At 61.1% G+C, this 24,201-nt stretch carries 25 protein-coding genes; 15 read left to right on the forward strand and 10 right to left on the reverse strand.

Going from position 1 to position 24,201, the window contains the following annotated elements; all coding sequences use genetic code 11:
- Positions 1 to 53: 53 nt before the first annotated feature.
- The gene (locus tag ACR9ZQ_RS15385; protein WP_310388218.1) at positions 54 to 1,136 is read right to left on the reverse strand and encodes an ABC transporter substrate-binding protein; all 1,083 of its coding nucleotides are present in this window, start codon (positions 1,134 to 1,136) and stop codon (positions 54 to 56) included.
- A 172-nt stretch (positions 1,137 to 1,308) separates the two neighbouring features.
- On the opposite strand from ACR9ZQ_RS15385, the gene ACR9ZQ_RS15390 reads away from it, so the two are divergent.
- Positions 1,309 to 1,803, forward strand: coding sequence for a flavin reductase family protein (locus tag ACR9ZQ_RS15390; RefSeq protein ID WP_310388215.1), 495 nt, complete (start codon positions 1,309 to 1,311; stop codon positions 1,801 to 1,803).
- Between the two features lie 29 nt (positions 1,804 to 1,832).
- Positions 1,833 to 2,150 (forward strand): TfoX/Sxy family protein, encoded by a 318-nt coding sequence (locus tag ACR9ZQ_RS15395; RefSeq protein WP_025668870.1) that lies wholly within the window; start codon positions 1,833 to 1,835, stop codon positions 2,148 to 2,150.
- On the opposite strand, the gene ACR9ZQ_RS15400 is transcribed toward ACR9ZQ_RS15395, so the two are convergent.
- The 5 genes from ACR9ZQ_RS15400 to ACR9ZQ_RS15420 form a co-directional block, all read right to left on the reverse strand.
- Positions 2,151 to 2,573 (reverse strand): NUDIX domain-containing protein, encoded by a 423-nt coding sequence (locus ACR9ZQ_RS15400; protein WP_113321787.1) that lies wholly within the window; start codon positions 2,571 to 2,573, stop codon positions 2,151 to 2,153.
- A gap of 7 nt (positions 2,574 to 2,580) precedes the next feature.
- Positions 2,581 to 4,140, reverse strand: a complete 1,560-nt coding sequence (locus tag ACR9ZQ_RS15405) for a DEAD/DEAH box helicase (RefSeq protein ID WP_310388210.1) — start codon at positions 4,138 to 4,140, stop codon at positions 2,581 to 2,583.
- 98 nt (positions 4,141 to 4,238) lie between these two features.
- Positions 4,239 to 5,561 carry a peptidoglycan DD-metalloendopeptidase family protein gene (locus ACR9ZQ_RS15410; RefSeq protein WP_310388208.1) on the reverse strand — a complete coding sequence of 441 codons (1,323 nt, stop codon included), beginning with the start codon at positions 5,559 to 5,561 and terminating at the stop codon, positions 4,239 to 4,241.
- Between the two features lie 106 nt (positions 5,562 to 5,667).
- Positions 5,668 to 6,486 carry a ferritin-like domain-containing protein gene (locus ACR9ZQ_RS15415; RefSeq protein ID WP_310388206.1) on the reverse strand — a complete coding sequence of 273 codons (819 nt, stop codon included), beginning with the start codon at positions 6,484 to 6,486 and terminating at the stop codon, positions 5,668 to 5,670.
- Positions 6,483 to 6,956 carry a peroxiredoxin gene (locus tag ACR9ZQ_RS15420; RefSeq protein ID WP_310388204.1) on the reverse strand — a complete coding sequence of 158 codons (474 nt, stop codon included), beginning with the start codon at positions 6,954 to 6,956 and terminating at the stop codon, positions 6,483 to 6,485. The genes ACR9ZQ_RS15415 and ACR9ZQ_RS15420 overlap by 4 nt, the downstream gene beginning before the upstream one ends.
- Positions 6,957 to 7,074: 118 nt before the next feature.
- Between ACR9ZQ_RS15420 and ACR9ZQ_RS15425 the strand changes: the two genes are divergently transcribed.
- Together ACR9ZQ_RS15425 and ACR9ZQ_RS15430 are read left to right on the forward strand one after the other, a co-directional pair.
- A complete protein-coding gene (locus tag ACR9ZQ_RS15425; protein WP_310388202.1) occupies positions 7,075 to 10,467 on the forward strand; it encodes a DUF3971 domain-containing protein in 3,393 nt (1,130 codons plus the stop codon).
- 34 nt (positions 10,468 to 10,501) lie between these two features.
- On the forward strand, positions 10,502 to 10,984 hold the full coding sequence (locus ACR9ZQ_RS15430) for a GNAT family N-acetyltransferase (RefSeq protein WP_310388200.1): 483 nt from the start codon (positions 10,502 to 10,504) through the stop codon (positions 10,982 to 10,984).
- A gap of 60 nt (positions 10,985 to 11,044) precedes the next feature.
- Here the strand turns inward: ACR9ZQ_RS15430 and tyrS are convergent, their stop codons facing one another.
- Positions 11,045 to 12,301, reverse strand: a complete 1,257-nt coding sequence (gene tyrS / locus ACR9ZQ_RS15435; protein ID WP_481428230.1) for a tyrosine--tRNA ligase — start codon at positions 12,299 to 12,301, stop codon at positions 11,045 to 11,047.
- Between the two features lie 121 nt (positions 12,302 to 12,422).
- Here tyrS and ACR9ZQ_RS15440 point away from each other — a divergent pair, with 121 nt between their 5' ends.
- Both ACR9ZQ_RS15440 and ACR9ZQ_RS15445 read left to right on the forward strand, forming a co-directional pair.
- On the forward strand, positions 12,423 to 13,547 hold the full coding sequence (locus ACR9ZQ_RS15440; protein ID WP_481428231.1) for an anhydro-N-acetylmuramic acid kinase: 1,125 nt from the start codon (positions 12,423 to 12,425) through the stop codon (positions 13,545 to 13,547).
- Positions 13,544 to 14,071: a GNAT family N-acetyltransferase gene (locus ACR9ZQ_RS15445; RefSeq protein WP_481428232.1), complete on the forward strand. Its 528-nt coding sequence runs from the start codon at positions 13,544 to 13,546 to the stop codon at positions 14,069 to 14,071. The genes ACR9ZQ_RS15440 and ACR9ZQ_RS15445 overlap by 4 nt, the downstream gene beginning before the upstream one ends.
- Here ACR9ZQ_RS15445 and ACR9ZQ_RS15450 read toward each other — a convergent pair.
- Positions 14,064 to 14,741, reverse strand: coding sequence for an alpha/beta hydrolase (locus ACR9ZQ_RS15450; protein ID WP_113325620.1), 678 nt, complete (start codon positions 14,739 to 14,741; stop codon positions 14,064 to 14,066). The genes ACR9ZQ_RS15445 and ACR9ZQ_RS15450 overlap by 8 nt on opposite strands.
- Positions 14,742 to 14,958: 217 nt before the next feature.
- Here ACR9ZQ_RS15450 and ACR9ZQ_RS15455 point away from each other — a divergent pair, with 217 nt between their 5' ends.
- From ACR9ZQ_RS15455 to ACR9ZQ_RS15495, 9 genes are all read left to right on the forward strand, one after another.
- Complete coding sequence (locus ACR9ZQ_RS15455) at positions 14,959 to 16,125, forward strand: cysteine desulfurase family protein (RefSeq protein WP_310388192.1); 1,167 nt, start codon at positions 14,959 to 14,961, stop codon at positions 16,123 to 16,125.
- Between the two features lie 141 nt (positions 16,126 to 16,266).
- Positions 16,267 to 17,736 carry a Fe-S cluster assembly protein SufB gene (sufB, locus tag ACR9ZQ_RS15460; protein ID WP_310388190.1) on the forward strand — a complete coding sequence of 490 codons (1,470 nt, stop codon included), beginning with the start codon at positions 16,267 to 16,269 and terminating at the stop codon, positions 17,734 to 17,736.
- A 1-nt stretch (position 17,737) separates the two neighbouring features.
- Positions 17,738 to 17,983, forward strand: coding sequence for a hypothetical protein (locus ACR9ZQ_RS15465; protein WP_439015075.1), 246 nt, complete (start codon positions 17,738 to 17,740; stop codon positions 17,981 to 17,983).
- Between the two features lie 79 nt (positions 17,984 to 18,062).
- Positions 18,063 to 18,818 (forward strand): Fe-S cluster assembly ATPase SufC, encoded by a 756-nt coding sequence (sufC, locus tag ACR9ZQ_RS15470; RefSeq protein WP_439015074.1) that lies wholly within the window; start codon positions 18,063 to 18,065, stop codon positions 18,816 to 18,818.
- 23 nt (positions 18,819 to 18,841) lie between these two features.
- Positions 18,842 to 20,116 carry a Fe-S cluster assembly protein SufD gene (sufD, locus tag ACR9ZQ_RS15475; RefSeq protein WP_481428233.1) on the forward strand — a complete coding sequence of 425 codons (1,275 nt, stop codon included), beginning with the start codon at positions 18,842 to 18,844 and terminating at the stop codon, positions 20,114 to 20,116.
- A gap of 12 nt (positions 20,117 to 20,128) precedes the next feature.
- The gene (locus tag ACR9ZQ_RS15480; RefSeq protein ID WP_112968179.1) at positions 20,129 to 21,370 is read left to right on the forward strand and encodes a cysteine desulfurase; all 1,242 of its coding nucleotides are present in this window, start codon (positions 20,129 to 20,131) and stop codon (positions 21,368 to 21,370) included.
- A 10-nt stretch (positions 21,371 to 21,380) separates the two neighbouring features.
- The gene (locus tag ACR9ZQ_RS15485; RefSeq protein WP_113325606.1) at positions 21,381 to 21,755 is read left to right on the forward strand and encodes an SUF system Fe-S cluster assembly protein; all 375 of its coding nucleotides are present in this window, start codon (positions 21,381 to 21,383) and stop codon (positions 21,753 to 21,755) included.
- A gap of 90 nt (positions 21,756 to 21,845) precedes the next feature.
- On the forward strand, positions 21,846 to 22,241 hold the full coding sequence (sufA, locus tag ACR9ZQ_RS15490) for a Fe-S cluster assembly scaffold SufA (protein WP_025668889.1): 396 nt from the start codon (positions 21,846 to 21,848) through the stop codon (positions 22,239 to 22,241).
- Positions 22,242 to 22,447: 206 nt separating this feature from the next.
- Entirely contained in the window at positions 22,448 to 23,068 is a 621-nt protein-coding gene (locus ACR9ZQ_RS15495; RefSeq protein ID WP_113325604.1) for a LysE family translocator, read from the forward strand.
- An 11-nt stretch (positions 23,069 to 23,079) separates the two neighbouring features.
- Here the strand turns inward: ACR9ZQ_RS15495 and ACR9ZQ_RS15500 are convergent, their stop codons facing one another.
- Positions 23,080 to 23,385, reverse strand: coding sequence for a flagellar basal body protein (locus ACR9ZQ_RS15500; RefSeq protein ID WP_113325603.1), 306 nt, complete (start codon positions 23,383 to 23,385; stop codon positions 23,080 to 23,082).
- Between the two features lie 124 nt (positions 23,386 to 23,509).
- Positions 23,510 to 24,094, reverse strand: coding sequence for a TetR/AcrR family transcriptional regulator (locus tag ACR9ZQ_RS15505; RefSeq protein ID WP_481428234.1), 585 nt, complete (start codon positions 24,092 to 24,094; stop codon positions 23,510 to 23,512).
- Between the last annotated feature and the right edge of the window lie 107 nt (positions 24,095 to 24,201).

Below are 24,201 nucleotides of genomic sequence, written 5' to 3' on the forward strand. Positions count from 1 at the left end.
TCGGTCTCCTCTCAACCGGAAGCGGCGAGCGCCTCACGGCAAATTTCAATAGGTCAATCTGTCCCATCGGCCGGCGGGACGAAAGTGTCGCCGCGCCATTCGAGAAGACGATAGGGATTTTGCGACACTTCATGGGCCGGCGTGAAGATGACCGGGCCGATCGGCGTATTGAACTGCGTTCCGATCAGTTTTTCGACCACCGGCTTGCCTTCGGCCACCGCTGCCTGCACGGCCTGATCGGCGATCAGCGCGGCTGCGGCTGCCGGCAGGACATAACCTTCCGGTTCGGTTCCGGCTGCGCGCAAGGCCTCGACGGTCGCAGCCGCATCAGGCAGAAGCGCATATTCGGGAATGGCAACGGCGCGTACGCCATCAGCCAGCGCCAGCGGCTGGTTTGCAGCGCGCATCGCGTCGCCGCTCAGAATATCGAGCGGGATGTTTTCAGCCTTGGCGTCCCGGGCGATGATGGCGACATCGTTCCTGTCGCCGCCGATGAAGACCTTGGTGGCGCCGGCCCGCTTCAGGCGGCGCACGAGGCCGATCTGTTGTTCCTGTCCCGGCCGGTAGGTGTCGGTGAAAACAGGCTTCAGGCCATTTTCTTCCAGTGCGTTGCGCACGGCTTCCGTCAGTTCGCGGCCATGGATCGTGCCGTCCTCGATGAGGGCGATCGGAGACGCCGTCCATTGCTGCAGGATGATCTGAATGATCCTGGCGGCTTCATCGCTATCCTGCGGACCGAGGCGGAAGAGGGGCCAGCCGTTCTTCAGCGAATCCTCCATCAGGATGCGCGAGCGTACCGACACGGTGATGACGGGAATATTGGCGTCCTTCAGCTTCGGCAGGGCGCCTTCCAGCGTCTCGCTGCAGAGGAAGCCGATGGCGATCTGAACCTTTGCAGCGATCAGCGCATCGGCGATCGCCTGGCCGCTATTGTCCTGGCAGGTCTCATTGACAGGAACGACCGTATTGCCCGCCCGCTGGATCTCAAAATTCGCGCCGGCGGAAATCTGTGCGCCGAGCGAGGCGAAAGTGCCCTCTTGCGGCGCCACGACGCCGATCGTCACGCCGGCCGCGCGGCCTTCGGCCGTCAACGCCATGAGCGACAGAAGGGCGGCTATGACACGCAGGGTCATCATGAAAGGTGCAGGTCTCTCGTCTTGTCCATGCCCTTTTATCCGCACGGCGGCAATCGTCAAAGAAAAACAAGCGTGTTCTGCAGCTTTTAGAGGGTGCCATTGTAGAAAAGGTAACCGATGCCCGCCATATTGGTGAAATAATAAAAACAAGACACTGATTGTGGAGAAGCATGTGTTGAACAGGCAGCATATCGATCCCGGCCTCTATCGCGATGCCATGAGCCGCTATGCCGGCCATGTGCAGCTCGTGACGACGGTGCTCGGTGAAGCCCGCCGTGGCGTCACCATCACGGCTGCCTGCTCGGTGTCCGACAATCCGGCTTCCGTTCTCGTCTGCCTCAGCAACACCAATGCGAAGAACGAGATCTTCTGGCGCAGCGGCATCTTCGCGCTGAACTCGCTCGGCGCCCACCATCAGGGTGTTGCCGATGCTTTTTCAGGCCGCACGCATCTGGAAAACGGGGATCGTTTCTTGAGCGCCCGCTTCGAAACGCTGGCAACGGGCGCGCCCGTGCTTGCCGATGCGCTTGCCGTCTTCGACTGCCGGGTGACCGACATCAAGGAAATGCCGACCCATAACGTCATCTTCGGCGAGGTCGCTGCCGTTCGCTTCACCGAGATCCACCCGGCGCTTCTTTATTTGAACCGCGGTTATCACACGATATAGGCTCGGCTGCGCAGGAAAGAGGACAGGCCATGGACAATGCCGGCATCGATGAAATGTTTCAGTCGCTCGGGCCTGTCACCATCAAGCGCATGTTCGGCGGCAAGGGCATCTACCATCTCGGCCGCATCCTGGCGCTCGAAGTACGCGACGAAATCCTGCTGAAGGCCGATGAAGAGAGCGCACCGGAATTTGCCGCGGCGGGCGCCAGCCAATGGTTCTACGAGGGCAAGAAGGGAACTCCGGTGAAGATGCCCTATTGGAGCATCCCCGACGAGGCCTATGACGACCCCGACATCATGGCGCGCTGGGTGCGGCTTGCCTATGAAGCCGCATTGCGGGCTGAATGATCAGCGCAATTCGCCGGCTGGAAGAGCTGATATCGCGACCCTGGTGAAGGCCGACAGCGGCTCGGGCAGGTCGGCAAGGCCGAACCAGCCGAAATCCGAGAGCTTGTCGGGTTCAGTGAGCTGCGGCTCGCCTGCCACGTCGCGGGCGATATAGAGAAGGGAAATCCAGTGCTGACGGTCGGCCTCGATGATCTGTTCGGTCAAGCCGATCCGCTCGACGCGGCCGATAGTCAGTCCCGTTTCTTCTTCCGCCTCGCGACGCGCGGCTTCCTCAGCCGGCTCCATATGGTCGACCTTACCGCCGACGATATTCCAGTAGCCGGCTTCAGGCGGACGCACGCGTTTGTAGAGGAGGATTTTGCCGTCGCGCAAAATCACCAGGCCTACACCGAAGCCTGGGAAATCGATGCCGGGCTTGCCCATCGGGCAATCAGACCTTGGCGTTGCCAGCGATCAGCATGAAAGCGGGGATATCGTCACCGAATCCGACCGGCGTCGGGCCGTCGTCATGGTCGCGATGGCGGCGGCGCTCGCGATTGTCATCATTCGCCGGATATTGCCGACCGTTGCGCGCGTTATTCTGTGGCTTCGGTTCTGCTTTGCGCTCGTTCTTCACGGTTTCGGCCCTTGCTGGTCTTGCTGGTGCTGCTTCCACGACTTCAACGCTATTATCTTCGGCGTTGATATCAGATTTATGACTCGCAGACCGGCGGTCACGGCCACGATCCTTATCCCGCTCGCGAGTCTTTGCGCGGCGGGGAGAGCGATCGCTGTCGCGGCTTTCTTCGGCCGGGGGCAGAGAGGAGAGATCGCCGCTCTGCCATTCGACCTTTTCGCCGATCAGCTTTTCGATCGCGTCGGCATGTTTCTGGTCGCGGCGGGTGACGATGGTGAAGGAAGCACCGGAGCGACCGGCGCGGCCGGTGCGGCCGATACGGTGAACGTAGTCTTCCGAATGGATCGGCACGTCGAAATTGAAGACGTGACTGACATCGGGAATATCGAGGCCGCGGGCTGCGACGTCGGAGGCGACGAGCAACTGGATGTTGCCGTCCTTGAAGTTGGCAAGCATGGCCATGCGCGAGCGCTGGTCCATGTCGCCGTGCAGGGCGCCGACCGAGAAGCCGTGACGCTCCAGCGAACGGAAGAGATCAGCAACATCCTTCTTGCGGTTGCAGAAGATGATCGCGTTCTTCAGATCGGTCTGAGCGCGGATGAGGTCACGCAATGTGGCGCGCTTCTCGTAATCCTTGTCGTGAGAGGCGACGAAACGCTGCGTGATGGTGACCGACGCCGAGGCCGGCTTGGAGACTTCGATCCGCTCCGGGTTCTGCAGGAAGCGATCCGCGAGCTTCTGGATTTCCGGCGGCATGGTGGCCGAGAAGAACAGCGTCTGGCGGGTGAAGGGGATCAGCTTGGCAATGCGCTCGATATCGGGAATGAAGCCCATGTCGAGCATGCGGTCGGCTTCGTCGATGACGAGGATTTCGACGCCGCTCATCAGCAGCTTGCCGCGCTCGAAATGGTCGAGAAGGCGGCCGGGGGTGCAGATCAGAACATCTGCGCCGCGCTCGAGCTTGCGATCCTGATCTTCAAAGGAAACGCCGCCGATGAGGAGGGCGACGTTGAGGCGGTGGTTCTTGCCGTATTTTTCAAAATTCTCGGCAACCTGGGCGGCCAGTTCGCGGGTCGGTTCCAGGATCAGCGTGCGGGGCATGCGGGCGCGGGCGCGGCCCTTTTCCAGAAGCGACAGCATAGGAAGAACGAAGGATGCCGTCTTGCCGGTGCCGGTCTGTGCGATGCCGCAGATATCTCGGCGCTCAAGCGCGAAGGGAATTGCCCCGGCCTGAATGGGAGTGGGGATGGTGTAGCCCGCATCAGTAACAGCGGAGAGCACTTTGGGGCTCAAACCAAGTTCAGCAAATGTCGTCAAAGGGAAAACTGTTTCCGTTCCGTTCGGCCGGTCTCTGGCGAGTCGGCAGGATTGCATGCCGCAATGGTTGGCGACATAGTCCTAAACGGCCGGCAAGTCAAGGAATAGCGGCTCCACCCCAGGAGCGAGGTGAAGCGTTCGTTACTGCGATCCGGCTATTTTATATAAGTGGCAAGTTTAAGGCCGGCATTCATGAAATAGATCGGATCGACGGCATGTCCATCCTGACGCACCTCATAATGCAGGTGCGTACCGGTGGAGCGGCCCGTGCTGCCGGCTAGGCCAATGACATTGTTGCGATCGACCGTGTCGCCGACCTTGACCAGTATTTCCGACATATGGCCGTAGCGCGTCGAAATGCCGTTGCCGTGATCGACCTCGACCATGTTGCCGTAGCCTCCGGTCCAGCCGGCTGCAATCACCTTACCGGGCGCGGTAGCGCGGATCCTTTCACCCGGCGAGAAACGGAAGTCGATGCCGGAATGCAGAGCAAGCCGGCCGAGGAAGGGATCGCGCCGGTTGCCGAAAGGGCTAGTGACTTCCTTGCCGATGGCCGGATTGCGGAAGGGCAGGGATTCGGCGGTGCTGCGCACCGCTTCCAGACGGGTCAGCGCGCCATCGAGCTGCACCAGAGAATTGTTGAAATCGTCATTGCTTTCGGGCTCGACGTAAGGACCACCAACGGCACTGTCTTCTTCTTCCTTGGCGGCGATAGTCTCAGCCGGAACGGCTATATGAAAGCGGTCGAGCACGCCTTCGATCGTATTGGCGGCGTTGCCGGCGTCGCTTGTCAGCTGGTCGATACGGTTCTTCTGGTCCTGCTCGACGGTCTTCAGCGAGAGCGTGACCTTCGAAAAGATGCGGTCGGCGCGATCGCCGACGGTTTCTTCTGATGGAACATAGGCAAGGGTGGAATTGTCGGGGGTCTCGGCGTCGGCCGGCTTGCTGTCGCCCGCCAGCATCCTTTCGATCGCCTGTGCGCCGCCGGTCAGCGAAGCGCGTTTGTCCTTGATCTCGGGCGCATAGGATTGCGCCGGCACATCCGCGGCAGACGCATTCTTGCCGGTCAGCCCAGAGCTTTCGGCGCGATCGAGCAGGTTATCGAGCTTGCCGTGGCGCGAGGTCAGCGCCATCTGCTGTTCCATCAGCTTGTCGACCTTGTCCTCGACCACCTGCTGATCGAGAAGCTGGCGAGAAGTGATGCGGTCGACCTGGGCGCGCAGCGCGGCGATGCGATCCTCATAATCATGCTGCATGCGGGCCTGGCGGGCCATGGTCGCGCCGATCAGATCGTCGCGCAGCACGAGGTAGGAAGTGGCGAGCAGATAGCCGATGGAAAAGACGCCGACGAAGCAGAAGGCCAGCGCCGCCATCCATGGCTTCACCGTCATGTGACGCACCTTGTCGCCACTGGCAAGAATGAGGACGTGTTCCTGTGCCTTCTTGCCGAAGACCCGACTGTGATGTCCGTTCGTCACGAAGGGTCTCCCAAAGATTCGCTTTTAGCGCCCAGCCTCATTGGGAAATGATTACATACTTTTATGGTTAACAGTCGGTTTACGCAGGCCTATTGGAGCTTGCCGCTCAACTCTGGCTGGTCGAGGTGAGCGCGCGGTAGAAGGAGGGGGTCAGGCCGGCTTCGGCGCGGGCCACATCGTTGAAAGGCGCCTTCAGCGGACCACGGAAATTGGCCCGCACCAGTTCCTGGAATGTCCTTGCAGGATCGCGCTTTTCGCGGGCGCAGAGGAAACGAAACCACTTGGCGCCGACGGCGACATGGCCCTTCTCGTCGTTGTAGATGACGTCGAGAACGGCAGCACTTTCGAGGTCGCCGGTCTCGCGCATCTTGGCCTGTAGCGCAGGCGTAACATCGAGGCCGCGCGCTTCGAGAATGAGCGGTACGACGGCAAGCCGGGCCGTCAGGTCGTTGCGGGTCGAATGCGCTGCCTGCCAGAGGCCGTCATGGGCGGGCAGATCGCCATAATCGGCGCCGAGATCATTGAGCCGCTTGCGCACCATGCGGAAGTGCTTGGCCTCTTCATAAGCCACCTGCATCCAGCCGTCGAAGAAGGAATTCGGTACATGCGCCGAGGCGAAACGCGCCACGATGTCGAGCGCCAGATCGACGGCATTGAGCTCGATATGGGCAATCGCGTGGAGCAGGGCGATGCGGCCATGCACTGTATGGAGCGAGCGTTTTCCGACCTGCGTCGGCGGCACCAGCAGTGGCTTTTCCGGCCGGCCGGGACGCTCGGGCAGGGGCGCATCCAGCGGCGAGCGCAGCGAGATGCGCCGGGCGAACCATCTGGTAGCGCTTTCCTGCGCGAGCTCCGTCTTGCGGTCGAGATCGGCGGAGCAGATCGCATCGATCGCGCCGCCACGCAGCGAGGTGATAGTCGTCACGCAGCGAGGTTCCTGACGGCTGCCAGCACCGTTTCGGCATGGCCGGCAACCTTCACCTTCTGCCAGATGGTGGCAATCGTGCCGTCCCTGCGGATCAGGAAGGTGGTGCGCTCGACGCCCATGAAGGTGCGGCCGTACATCTTCTTTTCCTTCCAGACACCATAGGCCTGCAGCACGGTCTTCTCCTCGTCCGAGGCGAGTGCCACCGTCAGCTTGTGTTTCTTGATGAAGCGGTCGTGGCAGGTGGCCGAATCGGGCGACATTCCGACGACGGCGGCACCGGCGGCTGCAAACTCACCGGCAAGTGCCGTGAAATCCAGCGATTCGGTCGTGCAGCCCGTCGTGTCATCCTTGGGATAGAAGAACAGGACCACCGGCTTGCCGTGATAATCAGAGAGCGAAATGCGCCCGCCACCGTCGCGCGGGAGGCTGAAATCAGGAGCACGGGAGCCAATACCGGGTGCGGACATCTCAAAACTTTCTTTTGCCGGGTTTAGGAGAGATACTATATCAGACGGGTTATATAGTGGATGAAACGGCGTCCCGCCCAGAGCCATTCAAATCAGATTCAGGAGTTTCCCAAGGCGCATGTCAGCCATCCGCGGCGAAAAGGTCACGTTCCGCAAGAAGGACATCGTCGCCTTGCACAGCCTGCCTTCAGCGCAGGTGGAGGACCCTCTTATCGTGCATTGCCCGCCACCGCGTTCCCGCATGCGCGGCACGGCGAAGGCCACGGGCGGATTCTGCGCGGTCATCCTGTTCATCCTGGCGGCGATCGTCTTCACGATCGAAAGCGGGGTTATCGACGCGCCGCTGTCGCAGCAGGCGCAGTCGGCGCTGAACAGCGCGCTGGGGCCGCGCTACCGATCCGAGGTCGGCTCTACCGTCATCCGCTTCACCTCCGGCCTGCGGCTGGCGCTCGAAGCGCGCGACGTCAACATGATCGACCAGCAGAGCGGCCAGCATCTTTCCACCGCATCCTCCATGCGCATGGCGCTCAATCCGCTGCAGCTCTTCCGCGGCCGCATCGCCGTATCATCGGTCGAAGCTGACGACATTGCCCTCGACACGTCGCTGCTTCCATCAAGCGCTCCCATCAAGCTTGACGACCTGCGCGTCGATGCCATTCCAGCGGCGATGGAGATGATCTTCTCGCATCTCGACCTGTTCGAAAGCTTCGTCGAACGCGGCGCTACCGACTCCGTGCGCATCTCCGGCATCGATATCAAGCTCGCGGATACGGCAAATGGGCCGGTTTCGCTCGTCGTCGACAGTCTCGCCTTCGAACATGCCGGGCCGAACTCGCTGCAGCTGAGCGGCCAGATTTCCATCAACGGCGAGGCAGCCGATCTCAATGTGATCACCGAACAGGCGGGCGGGCACGCATCCCGGCTCGTCGCCACATTGTCACATGCCGACCTGACGCCCTTTACACTGAAGCGCAACGAACAGGGCGAGATCCGCCAGGGCGTCAACACCTTCGGCGATCTCACCATTTCCGCGGTCAGAGCTGCCGACGGCGTTAAGCCATCGCTCAATGCGGCTCTCAAACTCGATCCAGGCCTTATCTATGTCGACGGCGATTCTCAGGAGCTGACGGACGGGCAACTCAATCTGGCCTATGACTTCGACAAGCAGACGCTGGAGATCGCCAAATCGCAGCTGCATCTCGGCGCGACCATTCTGCCGATCAGCGGCGCGCTGATCGACCTCGACAAGCTCGATCCGAATGCGGGCAAGGGGTTCGGCATCGATGCGCTGATCAGCGGCGGCACGGCCGCACCCAATTCCGGCGAGCAGCCGCTGTCCTTCGATCTGCAGGCGACCGGACGCTATCTCGTCGCCGGCCGCGAATTCCAGTTCACGAATATGGTGGCTTCCTCGCCGCTCGGCTCCCTCTATGGGGCGCTGCACATCCGGCTGAACGAGAAATCACCGGAGATCAGTTTTGCCGGCCAGTCGCAGCAGATGCAGACGACGGCGGTCAAGCAGCTCTGGCCTTTCTGGATGGCGTCCAAAGCGCGGGTCTGGGTGCTGGCAAACCTGTTTGGCGGCGTGGTGACCGATGCTTCCATTTCCGTCTACATTCCGCCAGGGCGTCTGGATGAGGCGGCAGGAGGACGCGGCCTGCGGCTCGACGAAAACCAGCTCCGCATTGCCTTCGACATCGACGGAACGCGCTTGAATGTTGCCGGCGAGATCCCGCCTGTCCGCGACACCGCGGCGCATTTCGACCTGACGGGCGGAAAGGCGACGATCTCGCTCAAGAGCGGCACCTCCTATTTCCCATCCGGGCGTTCTGTAGCGGTGCAGCCGGGCACCTTCGTGATGCCGTCAGTCTACGACAAGCCGCTGATGGCCGATGCCGACATTTCCGTTTCAGGCTCGGCGGATGCGGTGGGCGAGCTTCTGACCTACAAGCCGATCAAGGTGTTGCAGCGCGCAGGCTTTGTGCCTGACGACCTTAAGGGCACTATCGACGCGCATGTGCAGGCGCATTTCGGACTTCTGTCCTCGCAGAACCCGCCGCCGCCCGAATGGGAGGCGCAGATGAAGCTCACGGATGTCGCGCTTGCCAAGCCGTTCTCGGGGCGCGTCATCACCAATCTCGACGGCACGCTCGATGCCGATCCGCAGCAGGTGAAGGTCAAGGGCAAGGCCGACATTGATGGCGTCTCCGCCGATATCGATATGTTGGAGCCCGTCGACAAATCTTCCGGCATCGAGCCGCAGCGCGTGATCACGGCAACGCTAAACGGCGATCAGCGCGACAGGCTGCTGCCCGGCCTGTCCGGCATCCTCGGCGGCAGCGTCAAGCTGGTACTGACGCGCCTCGATGAAGACCGGCAGGACGTGCTGCTCGATCTCGGTAAGGCATCGCTCGATCTCCCCTGGATCGGCTGGTCGAAGGGCAGCGGTATTCCCGCCAATGCCGAATTCGAGGTTTCCGGCCCGCCTGACAATACGCAGGTCAAGAATTTCCGTCTGAAGGGGGATGGCTTCGGAGCGACCGGGGCGCTCGTGATCGGCAAGAGCGGCCTGATATCGGCGGATTTCGATAGCGTGAAGCTGTCTTCCGTCGATGATTTCGGGTTGTCGCTGAAGCGCAGCAAGGGCGGCTTCGATATTTCCGTATCCGGCGCCAGCGCCGATGCGCGACCGATCATCGCCCGGCTGAAATCGGATTCGGACAGCGATGGCGACGGCAGCGACAGCAGCAGCGTGAGCGTGCGGGCGAAGCTGCAGAACATTATCGGCTTCAATGACGAGAAGATCGGTAATTTCCAGGCGCAGATCGCCATGAGTGGCAGCCGGCTGCAATCGCTGAATTTCTCCGGCATCACGGATAGCGGTGAGGCGGTCGTCAGCCAGATGCAGGGCGGCGGTGTCATCAACATTACCAGCGGCGATGCCGGCTCCGTCTCGCGCTTTGCCGATCTTTACCAGCATATGCAGGGCGGCCTTCTCAATCTGGCTATCCGTCTCAATGCGGGCGGCGGCTGGGATGGCTCGCTCGACGTGCGCCGCTTCTCGATCGTCAACGAGCAGCGCCTGCGCTCGATCGTTTCCACACCTGTCGGTTCAGACCAGCGCACGCTGAACGAAGCCGTCAAACGCGATATCGATACCTCCTCGCAGCGCTTCCAGCGCGGCTTTGCCCGTGTCGTTTCGCGCGGTGGGGCAATCTCCATCGAAAACGGCGTGCTGCGCGGCGACCAGATCGGCGCCACTTTCCAGGGTGTGGTGCGCAATGCGAAGGGCAACATGGACATGACCGGCACCTTCATGCCGGCCTATGGCCTCAACCGGCTGTTTGCCGAGCTGCCGCTGATCGGCGTCATCCTCGGCAATGGTTCAGACCGAGGCCTAATCGGCATCACCTTCAAGCTGACAGGCAAGTTCGACCAGCCGAACCTGCAGATCAACCCGCTCTCGGTGATCGCGCCCGGCGTGTTCCGCCAGATCTTCGAATTCCAGTAAATCGCTAGTTCCAGTAAATCGCTGGGGGTTATCGGTGCAGAACTCCATACTGATCCGGCCTTATACGCCCGGGGATAGCGACGCGACGATCGAGATCTTCCTGCGCGCCATCCGCGAAGTCTCGTCGCGCGATTATTCGACTGCGCAGATTAATGCCTGGGCGCAGGTGGAAGATCCCGCCAAGTGGGCCGAGCGCCGGATAAGCCGCCCGGCCTGGATCGCTGACATTGACGGCAAGCCGGTCGGCTTCTCCGATCTCGTCGCCGATGGCTGCCTGGACATGATGTTCGTGCATCCCGAATTTCAGAGGCTCGGTGTGGCGAGCCGGCTGCTGGCGCGCGTCGAGCAGGAGGCGCTGGCATCAGGCATGGAGCGGATCTACACACATGCGAGCCTGACGGCGCGACCATTCTTCGAGCGCAAGGGGTTCGTTGTGGTCACGCGACAGACCGTCGAAAAGCGCGGGCAGAAGCTCGACAATTTCGTGATGGAGAAGTTTTCCCCGCCATTATCCTGAAACAGGCAAAGAAAAAGCCGGCGGGAAGGCCGGCTTTTCTCTTGGCATCGCTGGCGCGGTTTACGCTGCGCGGCGGATAAGGATGTGCTTCTTCTTGCCGAGCGACAGCTTGATGACGCCATCGGCGGTGATTTCGCCGCTGCCGATCATCTTGCGCTCGTCGCTGACAGCCTGGTCGTTGATGCGCACGGCGCCGCCCTGGACGTGACGGCGGGCTTCGCCGTTCGAGGCGGCAAGACCGGCGCGGACAATCAGCGACAGGAGGCCGATGCCGGCGTCGAGCTCGGAGGCCGGAACCTCGACAGACGGTAGGTTGTCGGAGAGACCGCCTTCTTCAAACGTCTTGCGGGCCGTCTCGGCTGCCTGTTCCGCGGCTTCGCGGCCATGCAAGATCGCGGCGACCTCGGTCGCCAGGATCTTCTTGACCTCGTTGATTTCGGAACCGCCAAGTGCCGAGAGGCGGGCGATCTCGTCCATCGGCAAGGTGGTGTAGAGCTTCAGGAAGCGAGAAACGTCGGCATCCTCGGTGTTGCGCCAGTACTGCCAAAAATCATAGGCCGAGAGCATGTCGGCATTCAGCCAGATGGCGCCCGTGGCCGACTTGCCCATCTTGGCGCCGGAGGAAGTGGTCAGCAGCGGCGAGGTCAGCGCGTAGAGCTGCTTCGTCCCCATGCGGTGACCGAGGTCGATGCCGTTGACGATGTTGCCCCACTGGTCCGAGCCGCCCATCTGCAGGCGGCAGTCGTAGCGCTTGGCAAGCTCGACGAAGTCATAGGCCTGGAGGATCATGTAGTTGAATTCCAGGAAGGACAGCGACTGTTCACGGTCGAGGCGCGTCTTGACGCTGTCGAAGGACAGCATGCGGTTGACCGAAAAATGCTTGCCGACATCGCGCAGGAACTCAAGATAGTTCAGCGAGCGCAGCCATTCGGCATTGTTGATCATCAGCGCGTCCTTCGGACCGTCGCCGTAGTTCAGGTAGTTCGAGAAGACGCGCTTGATGGAGGCGATGTTGCCTTCGATCGTATCGACGGTCATCAGCTGGCGGGCTTCCTCCTTGAAGGAGGGGTCGCCGACCATGCCGGTGCCGCCGCCCATCAGCGAGATGGCGCGATGGCCGGTCTTCTGCATCCAGTGCAGCATCATGATCTGGATCAGCGATCCGGCGTGCAGGCTGGGTGCGGTCGGATCGAAGCCGATATAGGCCGTCACGGTTTCCTTGGCGAAGAGATCGTCGAGGCCGCTTTCATCGGAAATCTGATGAATGAAGCCGCGCACTTGCAGCGTGCGGAGGAAATCGGACTTGAACTCGGACATGGGCTTCGTCTCTTGAACGTCGAACGGGATTTGGGATTGACGCTTGTTGAACCGTCGCGGCGCGTTTAGCACTGTTTTTCCAAAAGTGCATCCGGGAATCGCATGAAAGGCTCGCGGCGCAATGGATATCGTCAGGACTGCGATCGGCTTGATGAGCGGCACCTCGATGGATGGCATTGATGTGGCGTTGCTCAGGACGGACGGGCGAGGCTTCATCGAGCGCGGACCGTTCCTGGGGGTGGCCTATGACGGCGGTTTTCGCGAAAGGTTGAAGCGCGCGCTGGATTTGGCCCGGCCGCTGACCGATCGCACTGCGCGGCCGCACGAACTGCGTGAAATCGAGATCGAACTGACCGGACGTCATGCAGATGCCGTTACGGCATTTCTCGGTAAATTTGGCCTCGGTAGAGGTGATATCGATGTGCTCGGCTTTCACGGCCAGACCGTGCTGCACCGGCCGGACGATGCGCTGACAATCCAGATCGGCGACGGGCAGCTTCTGGCCGAACGGTCAGGCATTCCCGTCGTCTATGACATGCGCGCCAACGACATGGTGCATGGCGGGCAGGGCGCACCGCTGGTGCCGGCCTATCACGCCGCCCTTGCCGGCAGGTTTCAGAAGGAAGGGCAGACCGTCTGCTTCGTCAATATCGGTGGCATTTCGAACCTCACCTATATCGGCGCAGAAGGCCGCATCGCCGCCTTCGACAGTGGCCCCGGCAATACGCTGATCGACCAGTGGGTGGAGATGCAGACCGGGAAGACCTACGATCCCGGCGGCGAGATCGCCGGGCGCGGACAGGTGGTGCCCGATATTGCCGCCCGTTATCTCGGTAGCCCGTTCTTCCTGGGCAATATCCGGCGCTCGCTCGACCGTGGCGATTTCAATCCGCTGGCAGATGGCGAGGCGAGCCTGGAGGATGGCGCACGCACGCTTGCGCATGTAGCTGCCGCCTCGATCGTCAAATGCGCCTCCTATCTGCCCGAGAGCCCTTCGGTCTACATCGTCTGCGGCGGCGGACGGCTGAATGGGACAATCATGGCGGAGTTTGCCGATATGGCCGGGAAGACCGGTTCTCGTGTCATCAGTGCAGAAGAGGCCGGTTTCGACGGAGATGCGATGGAGGCGGAAGCCTGGGCCTATCTGGCCGTGCGCTCGCTGGAGGGACTGCCGCTCACCTATCCCGGCACGACGGGCGTCAACCAGCCGGCAAGCGGTGGTGTCCTGGCGGAGCCGGCCAGATGAGCGGGGAAGTCATTTTCGAAACGCCGCGCCTTGTCGCTCGGATGTGGGAAGACGGCGATGCCGACCTGATCCACGACCTGCATTCGACAATCGAGACGACACGCTACATGTCTGGCGGAGCGCCCTGGTCACGCGAAAAGTGCGAGGAGCGGCTGCGAACATATCTTGCCGAGCAGGCGCGCGACGGCACGACGAAATACAAGATCGTCAGCCGACAGGACGGCCACTTCATCGGACGTGCCGGGATCTCGATCTACCACACCGGCGAGTATGAGATGGGTTATGCTTTCTACGCCCGAGAATGGGGCAAAGGCTATGCGACGGAAATCGCAGCAAGCCTTGCCGACTGGTTCTTCGCGAGAGATCTTGCGCCGCATTTCATCGCTTTTACGCACCCCGACAATCTCACCTCGCAGCGCGTATTAAAAAAGATCGGCATGCGAGAGCGCGGGCCGATCTTTATCGAAGGTGTTGAGGGCGTGGAATTCGCGATGACGGCCGCCATGCGGCAGGCCGTTACCTGATGCGCTTGGCTGCCGGTTCCGGCACCAGTTCGCCGTTCAGGCGGCGGTCAAGATAATCCTCGCACTCGGCCATCAGCGTGTCGACCTGGCCGTTGAAGAAGTGGTTGGCGCCAGGCACGGTGCGGTGGGTGATGAGAATGCCCTTCTGCGTCTTGAGCTTCTCGACGAGGCCGTTGACGTCCTTTTCGGGGGCTACCTTGTCCGATTCGCCATTGATGATCAGGCCGGAGGACGGGCAGGGCGCCAGGAACGAGAAGTCATAGGTATTCGGCTGCGGGGCAATCGACATGAAACCTTCGATTTCCGGACGGCGCATCAGAAGCTGCATGCCGATCCAGGAGCCGAAGGAGTAGCCGGCGACCCAACAGGTCTTCGAATCGGGATGCAGGCTCTGCACCCAGTCGAGCGCGGAGGCGGCATCCGAAAGCTCGCCCGCACCATGGTCGAATTCGCCCTGGCTGCGGCCGATGCCCCGGAAATTGAAGCGCAATGTCGTAAAACCGCGCTTCTGGAACATGTAGAAGAGCTGGTAGACGATCTGGTTGTTCATCGTGCCACCAAACTGCGGATGCGGGTGCAGAATGACGGCGATCGGTGCGCTTTTTTCCTTGGAGGGCTGGTAGCGGCCTTCGAGACGGCCGGCTGGGCCGTTGAAAATAACTTCGGGCATCGGTACTCCGGGTTTTATTTCGCGTTCACGCCACGTTTGGCGACAACATGACTTGACGACAGTTGTCAGCTTTTCTAAAACGCAGTTTAGAACAATTCGAAACTTGCATGGCGATCCACGCAGCGTGGAACGTGTCATAAGGCAAGCCCGGCGGAAATTTCAAGAAAAATGCACCGCCGCGCCCGAAGCAAGCTCGTCAAGCGCAGGACCGAAGACAATGGCGCCGCCACGCCTTTATCTCGATTGGAACGCAACATCGCCGATGCACCCTGCAGCGCGTGACGCGATCATGCGCGCCATAGACGTGTTCGGCAATCCAAATTCCGTGCATGGCGAGGGCCGTGCCGCCCGCGCCGCCATCGAGAGCGCGCGCCGCAAGATTGCGCTGCTGACGGGGTCCGACCCCGCCAATGTGATCTTCACCAGTGGTGCGACCGAAGCGGCCAACATGGTGCTGACACCAGAATTCAGCATGGGCCGCACGCCACTGAAGCTCGGTCGTCTCTATCATTCCGCCGTCGAGCATTTGGCAGTCCGCGAAGGTGGCCGTTTCCCGAAGGACAGGACGACCGAGATTCCGGTGACGGATGCCGGCGTCGTCGATCTGAAAGCGCTTTCCGACCTGCTCGATGCTCACGACAAGACGACGGGTCTGCCCATGGTGGCGATCATGTTCGTCAACAACGAGACTGGCATCGTCCAGCCGGTTGAAGAGGCAGGCAGCATCGTGCGCGCGCATGGCGGGCTCTTCGTGGTCGATGCGGTGCAGGCGGCCGGCCGTCTGCCGATCGAGATCGGGCAGATCGGCGCGGATTTCATGATCATTTCCTCCCACAAGATCGGCGGCCCGAAGGGCGCCGGCGCACTCGTCACCCGCGGCGAAGCGCTGATGCCGAAGGCGCTGATCCGCGGCGGCGGGCAGGAGAAGGGTCACCGGTCAGGGACACAGAATTCTCTGGCGCTGATCGGTTTCGGGGCTGCGGCGGAAGCCGTGCTGCAGAACCTTGAGGAGCGCAATGCTGCGATTGCCGTGCTGCGCGACCGGCTGGAAGCCGGCATGCGCGCGGCAGCACCCGACGTCATCATTTACGGCGCCGGCGGCCCGCGCGTCGCCAACACCATTTTCTTCACGCTTCCCTGCATGAAGGCGGAGACCGGTCAGATCGCCTTCGATCTTGAAGGCGTGGCACTTTCAGCGGGTTCGGCCTGCTCCTCCGGCAGGGTAGGCGAAAGCCATGTGCTGACGGCGATGGGCCGTGATCCGAAGCTCGGGGCTCTGCGCATGTCGCTCGGCTTTTCGACGACGAAAGAAGACGTGGACAGGGCGATTGCAGCCTTCGCCAAGATTGCCTCCCGGCGAAAGCTGGCGGGCGAGGCGGCCTGAACGCCTCACAAACTTGCGGAAACGCAAATTTCTACTTGCCAACAGGGCTGAAAAGTCCCTTTTGGCCACTTACATCAGGGGTAAGTAATTGCCCCACTGACAAGCTGCCGGACCTTTTATCCGGCGAGATTGGAGAGTGACATGCCTGCTGTCCAGGAAACAGTCGATCGCGTCCGCGAAATCGACGTGGACCAGTATAAATACGGCTTCGAAACCGTCATCGAAATGGACAAGGCACCCAAGGGCCTTTCCGAAGACATCATCCGCCTGATTTCCACCAAGAAGCAGGAGCCGGAATGGATGCTCGAATGGCGCCTTGAAGCCTACAAGCGCTGGCTGACGATGGACGAGCCCACCTGGGCGCGCGTCGACTACCCGAAGATCGATTTCAACGAGATCCACTATTACGCGGCGCCGAAGAGCACGCCGGGTCCGAAGTCGATCGAAGACGTCGATCCTGAAATCCTCAAGGTCTACGAGAAGCTCGGCATTCCACTGAAGGAACAGGAAATCCTGGCCGGCGTGCAGAAGCCGAAGATCGCAGTCGATGCAGTGTTCGATTCCGTGTCGGTCGTAACGACCTTCAAGGAGGAGCTGAAGAAGGCCGGCGTGATCTTCATGTCGATCTCGGAAGCCATCCGCGAGCAGCCGGATCTCGTGCGCAAGTACCTCGGCTCCGTCGTCCCGACGACCGATAACTACTATGCGACGCTGAACTCGGCCGTCTTCACCGACGGTTCCTTCGTCTTCGTGCCGAAGGGCGTGCGTTGCCCAATGGAGCTTTCCACCTACTTCCGCATCAACGAGAAGAACACCGGCCAGTTCGAGCGCACGCTGATCATCGCCGAGGAAGGCGCTTACGTCTCCTACCTCGAAGGCTGCACCGCGCCGCAGCGCGATGAAAACCAGTTGCATGCCGCCGTGGTCGAGCTCATCGCGCTCGACGATGCCGAGATCAAGTATTCCACCGTCCAGAACTGGTATCCGGGCGACAAGAACGGCAAGGGCGGCATCTACAACTTCGTCACCAAGCGTGGCGATTGCCGCGGCGACCGTTCGAAGATCTCCTGGACGCAGGTCGAGACCGGTTCCGCCATCACCTGGAAGTATCCGTCCTGCATCCTGCGCGGCGATGACTCCAGAGGCGAGTTCTACTCGATCGCCGTGTCCAACGGCCATCAGCAGATCGACAGCGGTACCAAGATGATCCATCTCGGCAAGAACACGTCGAGCCGCATCGTCTCCAAGGGCATCGCCGCCGGCGTTTCGCAGAACACCTATCGCGGCCAGGTCTCCGCCCACCGCAAGGCCTCGAACGCACGCAACTTCACCCAGTGCGACTCGCTGCTGATCGGCGACAAGTGCGGTGCCCATACGGTGCCCTATATCGAGGCGAAAAATTCGACGGCGCAGTTCGAGCACGAGGCGACCACCTCGAAGATCTCCGAAGACCAGCTGTTCTACTGCCTGCAGCGCGGCATTCCGACCGAGGCTGCGATCGCGCTGATCGTCAACGGCTTCGTCAAGGAAGTTCTGCAGGAACTGCCGATGGAATTCGCCGTCGAGGCGCAGAAGCTGATCAGCATCTCGCTCGAAGGCAGCGTCGGCTGACATGAGCGAGGCGGACAAGAAGCGAATTCTTGAACGCCTGACGAATATGCGCGGAGAGATCCTGTCGAAGATAGGCCCCCGCGAGCAAAGATACGAGACAGCAGTGCCGCCGGAGCAGCCTTATATGTTTCTCCGGCAGCGCATGGAAAAATCGGCAAAGATGTTTCCGGATATCCCGGAATTTCTCGAAGGGCCTTGGCTCATAACGGTCGCGTTTCTCCGTGTCATTCGTTTCTTTTGGCGGTAGCGCCGAGCACAATATGCAGATGTCTTAGAAATTGCGCGAGGCTCCGATGAGCTACGCAGACCAAACGCAGGAACCAAAGATGCTTGAAATCAAGAACCTTCATGCCCGCATCGCCGAAGATGGCACCGAGATCATCCGTGGCCTGAACCTCACGGTGAAGGCCGGCGAAGTTGCCGCCATCATGGGCCCGAACGGCTCCGGCAAGTCGACGCTCTCCTATGTGCTGTCCGGCCGCAGCGATTACGAAGTCACCGAGGGCGACATTCTCTATAATGGCGAGAGCATCCTCGAGCTCGATCCGTCCGAGCGCGCCTCCAAGGGCATCTTCCTGGCCTTCCAGTATCCTGTCGAAATTCCTGGTGTCGCCACCATGCAGTTCCTGAAGGTGGCGATGAACGAGCAGCGCAAGGCGCGCGGCGAAGACGAGCTGACGACGCCGGACTTCATGCGCCGTGTCAAGGACGCTGCGGCCAAGCTGCAGATCAACACCGAGATGCTGAAGCGCCCGCTGAACGTCGGCTTCTCCGGCGGCGAAAAGAAGCGCGCCGAAATCCTGCAGATGGCGCTGCTTGAGCCGAAGCTTTGCGTGCTCGACGAAACCGACTCCGGCCTCGACATCGACGCCCTGAAGGTCGTGGCCGATGGGGTCAACGCGCTGCGTTCGCCAGATCGCGCCGTTATCGTCATTACCCACTACCAGCGCCTGCTCGACTATATCGTGCCGGATACCGTGCACGTTCTCTACAAGGGCCAGGTCATCAAATCCGGCGACAAGACGCTGGCCCATGAGCTGGAAGCCAACGGTTACGCCGACATCATCGGCGCCGCAGCCTGAGCGTGGCGGAAAGGACGACGTCCATGAACATGCAAACGACGAGCCGCCTGACCGCGGCCGAAGCGGCGCTGATCGAAGCGTTCAACCAGCAGATCGGCGAACTGCCGGGCAATGGCGCGGTCACTGCGCTGCGCGACCGGCTGCTCGACGACCTGAAGAGGGAAGGCCTGCCGACACGCCGCGTCGAGGCCTGGCACTATACGGACCTGAAGAACCTGCTGCGCAACATTCCGGCCCAGGCGGGTGACGCCGGCTCGGAAGCGCTGGAGCCGCTAGTCGACGGTTCGCCGGTTCTTGCCGTGATCCAGGGCAAGCCTGATCACAAGGCTTCTGCCGGCGATCTCTCGGTTTCGGTCTATTCCGAAAAGCTGACCGACGGTTCGGCCGCCGCCAATCTCGACGCGCTCGGCCGCGACGATGCGGTCGGCCGCATCAACGGCAGCTTCGTCAAGGATGGCTATGTGATCGACGTGCCCGATGGCACCGAGTTCGAAGAGCCGCTGGAAATCCAGTTCGTGCATGCCGGCGGCGACATTCATACCCGCCTACCGGTTGCCTTCGGCGCCAATGTGAAGGGTGTCGTCATCGAGCGTCACCAATCGGTGACCGACAATGCCGCACTGGTGTCGCATGTCAGTGACATCACGGTCGGGCAGGGCACTGAACTGACCTGGATCATCCTCCAGCAGCAGGGGGCTGAGGATACGCATCTCGGCCAGATCCGCGTCGATCTCGGCGCTGACGCCAAGTTGAAGCTCTTCGTTATCAATGCCGGCGGCAAGCTGGTGCGCCAGGAGCTGAATATTAAGGTGACGGGTGAGGGCGCCGATCTGACGCTGCGCGGCATCAATCTGCTCGGCGCCGAGACGCACACCGACGTAACGATGGTGCTTGGCCACGACGTGCCGCACACCGGCTCGACGGAAGTGATCCGCAACGTCGTCTTCGATCGCGCCAAGGGCGTCTTCCAGGGCATGATCCGGGTCGCGCCAGATGCCCAGAAGACCGATGCCAAGATGGCCTGCAACACGCTGCTGATGTCCGACGATGCCGAATTCTCAGTCAAGCCCGAGCTCGAAATCTTCGCCGACGACGTGCAGTGCGGCCATGGTGCGACGGTTGCCGATATCGACCACAACCATCTCTACTACCTGATGGCCCGCGGCATTCCGGAGAACAAGGCGCGCGCCATGCTCGTCAACGCCTTCGTTGCTGAGATCGTCGAGGAATTGGAAGACGAAGCCCTGGTCGAGGCGCTGGAAGGCGTCATTTCGGCCTGGCTGGAAAAGCACGCCTGATCGGATATCGCCATGGACAAGATCGTGCCGGCAACCGCCTATGATGTCGAAGCCATCCGCAGGGATTTCCCGATCCTTGCGGAGAAGGTGCATGGCAAGCCGCTGGTCTATCTGGACAACGGCGCCTCCGCACAGAAGCCGCAGGCGGTGATCGATGCGATCTCGCATGCCTATAGCCACGAATACGCCAATGTGCATCGCGGCCTTCACTACCTGTCGAATGCCGCAACTGAAGCCTATGAAGCGGCGCGCGAAAAGGTTCGCCGCTTCCTGAACGCGCCTTCGGTTGATGACATCGTCTTCACCAAGAACTCGACCGAGGCGATCAACACCGTCGCCTACGGTTGGGGCATGCCCAAGATCGGCGAGGGCGATGAGATCGTGCTGACGATCATGGAGCACCACTCCAACATCGTGCCCTGGCATTTCATCCGCGAACGGCAGGGCGCGAAGCTCGTCTGGGTGCCTGTCGATGACGAGGGCGCCTTCCATATCGAGGATTTCGAGAAGAGCTTGACCGACAAGACTAAGCTCGTCGCAATCACCCATATGTCGAATGCGCTCGGCACCATCGTTCCGGTCAAGGAAGTCTGCCGCATTGCCCATGAGCGCGGCATTCCGGTGCTGATCGACGGTTCGCAGGGTGCCGTGCATCTGCCTGTCGACGTGCAGGATATCGATTGCGACTGGTACGTCATGACCGGTCACAAGCTCTATGGCCCGTCGGGCATCGGCGTGCTCTACGGCAAGAAGGACCGGCTGAAGGAGATGCGGCCCTTCCAGGGCGGTGGTGAGATGATCTTCGAGGTGAGCGAGGATATCGTCACCTATAATGATCCGCCGCACCGTTTCGAGGCTGGCACGCCGCCGATCGTGCAGGCGATCGGGCTTGGTTATGCGCTCGACTATATGGACAAGATCGGCCGCGAGAATATCGCGGCCCACGAGGCGGATCTGACTGCCTATGCCGAGGAGCGGCTCAAGGCGGTCAATTCGCTGCGCGTCTTCGGCAATGCGCCCGGCAAGGGCGCCATCTTCTCCTTCGAGTTGGCGGGCATTCATGCCCATGACGTCTCGATGGTGATCGACCGCCAGGGTGTTGCCGTTCGCGCTGGCACGCATTGTGCCATGCCGCTCTTGAAACGCTTCGGCGTGACCTCCACATGCCGTGCATCCTTCGGCATGTATAATACCCGCGCCGAGGTGGATGCGCTTGCAGATGCGCTCGACTATGCGCGCAAGTTCTTTGCTTGAGGAAGAAGCCATGAGCCTGAATGAAGAGAAGATCGACGTGCGCGAAGGCATCGTGCATTCCAGCATTCCCGAAGCGGAGCTGGCGCGTCTCAGCGACGACGTGATCGGCGCTCTCAAGACCGTCTACGACCCGGAAATTCCAGCAGACATCTTCGAGCTCGGCCTCATCTACAAGATCGACATCGAAGACGACCGCATGGTGAAGATCATGATGACGCTGACCGCACCCGGTTGCCCGGTTGCCGGTGAAATGCCGGGCTGGGTGGAAAATGCCGTCGGCGCCGTCGAGGGCGTGTCGGGCGTCGAGGTCGCCATGACCTTCGATCCGCCGTGGACGCCGGAGCGCATGTCCGAAGAGGCGCAGGTCGCTGTCGGCTGGTATTGACCGGCCGGTATTGATCCGTTTACTCGCGGCGACTACATTGAATCACCAAGCACCGGATCTTGACCCCGGTTGCGGAAGGAGATTGAGCCCATGGGCTTTGCAGTAATGAGCATGACGGAAGCCGCCGCAGAGCGCGTGAAGGCGATCGTTGGCAATGGCGGGCCGGATGCCAAGGGCATTCGCGTCGGCATCAAGAAGGGTGGCTGCGCCGGGATGGAATATACCATCAACCTGGTGACGGAACCCAATGCCAAGGACGACCTGATCGAGCGCGACGGCGCCAAGGTCTGGATCGAGCCGTCGGCCGTTCTTTATCTGCTCGGCACCGAACTCGGCTTCGAGACGACGACGCTACGTTCCGGCTTCATCTTCACCAATCCGAACCAGACATCGGCCTGCGGCTGCGGTGAGTCCGTCGAGCTGAAGCCCGCCGACCTGGCAGCGCTTGCCGCACGCGGCGATGCCGTGGTTCCGGCTCAGCATTAAAGCGTGTCGCGATCTTTCAGATCGCTTGACGCGCTTTAAGTCTTTGTTTTGCGCATATCGTTATCGCGAAACCGCTGCACACTTTTGCGCGACATGCTAAGCAATTTTTCATTGAAATTGCCTGAAGGCCGCCATAATTGGCGGCCTTTTGATTTTTATGAGCCTGTCCGAGACCGACAAGCGACCAAGAAGAAACGAAGCGGACAATGCTCTTTCTGTTCCTGAAGGGCGCCCTGCTGGGCGTCATCATCACCGCGCCGCTCGGGCCGATCGGAACGCTCTGCATCAACAGAAGCCTCGAGAAGGGGTTCTGGTACGGTTTTTCCGGCGGGCTGGGGACGGCGCTGGGTGACGCGAGCTACGCGCTGGTCGCGGTGACCGGGATTGCTGTTTTCTCCGAGGCCATGTCGACAGCCACTATTCCGCTGGCACTCGGCGGCGGGCTGATGCTGCTCTGGCTCGGCTGGCGGGGACTGAAGAACAAAGGAAAGATAAAGGCTGCGAAGATCGATGCGGCCGACTTCCTGCACACGACTATCTCGACCTTCCTGCTGACCATCTCCAATCCGGCGACGATCCTCTCCTTCGGAGCGCTGTTTGCCGGCCTCGGCCTGACCGAAGAGACGCGCCGCTTCAGCTCGGCGATGATCGTCTCGGGCGTCTTCCTGGGGTCGCTCCTCTGGTGGTTTTGCCTCAGTGGCGCGGTCAGCCTTGCAAGAGACCGGCTCTCGGCCGATTTCACGGCGAAAGTCGGCCGAGCGACGAGCTATATGCTGATCGCCTTCGGCGCGGTGGCGCTCGGTTCGGTGGCTTATTCGATCGTATAGCGAAGGGCGCTTTAATCGCGCTTGATGCTCATCAGCACATCCCAGAGATCGGCCCCGGTCTCAAAGACTGATGCGTTTGCCTTGTAGCTCTGTTCGGTCTCGACGAGGTCGGTCAACTCGGTCGCGAAATCCACGCCCTGATCCGTCTCGGTGACGCTTGCCTGCACGCCTGAAGGTTCGACGGACTGGAAGCTGGTGTTCAGGCGGCCATAACCCGGCGTACTCGCATTGGCGACATTGTTGGCGATCGCACTTGCACGCGTCGACTGTGCCAGCATTCCCGAGAGAGCCGTATGCGTAATTGCAGAAATGCTCATCGACCGTTTCCCTATTTCCGGACATCCAGCGTTTTACCGACAAGGATTTAGGGAATGTTGAACGGCTTCGGTTAGCGAAAGGCGAGGGGATCTGGGACGGCTGTGCCGGAATGGCACGACAGCCTCAGCGACCGGCTCTCATACCCGCAATCAGGATGTCGATGAGTTGCCTTGCTGCATTCCGCCAGGCCGGGCCGCAGCTGATGCTCGCGCCGCCCGCCAGCGCGCGCAAAATGTCGAGAGGGTCCATCGCCAGACGGATTTCTCCGGTGGCGACTGCGCGATCCACCAGCAGATTGACGGCACCGATAATCAAATCGGCAGAATCCGCATAAAGCTCGGAGGTGCCGCCAACAAGCGAATCCAGCACTTCGGACATGCCATGTTTCGTCACCACATAGTCGACGAACTGGACCAGCCACAGGCGGAGCGCTTCGACAGGCGGATGCGTTTCAGCGAGGCTCTTGGCGGCAGCGGCAAGCTGCGCCGTCTCATTGCGGTAGATGGCGGAAATCAGTGCATCGCGCGTCGGGAAATGACGATAGAGCGTACCGATGCCGACGCCGGCAATGCGGGCGATTTCCTCCAGGCTGGCGCTGGAACCCTTTTCGGCAAATACGGTCTTTGCCGTTTCCATCAACACAAGGCGGTTGCGTTCGGCATCCGCACGCGGCTTTCGGACGGTGGACCCGTCACTTTTTTCGGCCATTTACGAGAAGTTCCGTTGATAAGCGGAGGCGCCCTCCGTATTTATCTGGAGGCATCCTCCTTTTATTCCATTTGAGGCCGGTGGGCAATGGTTCACCAGTCCGGAGA

This window comes from Rhizobium sp. KNZ14-9A, assembly GCF_056755015.1.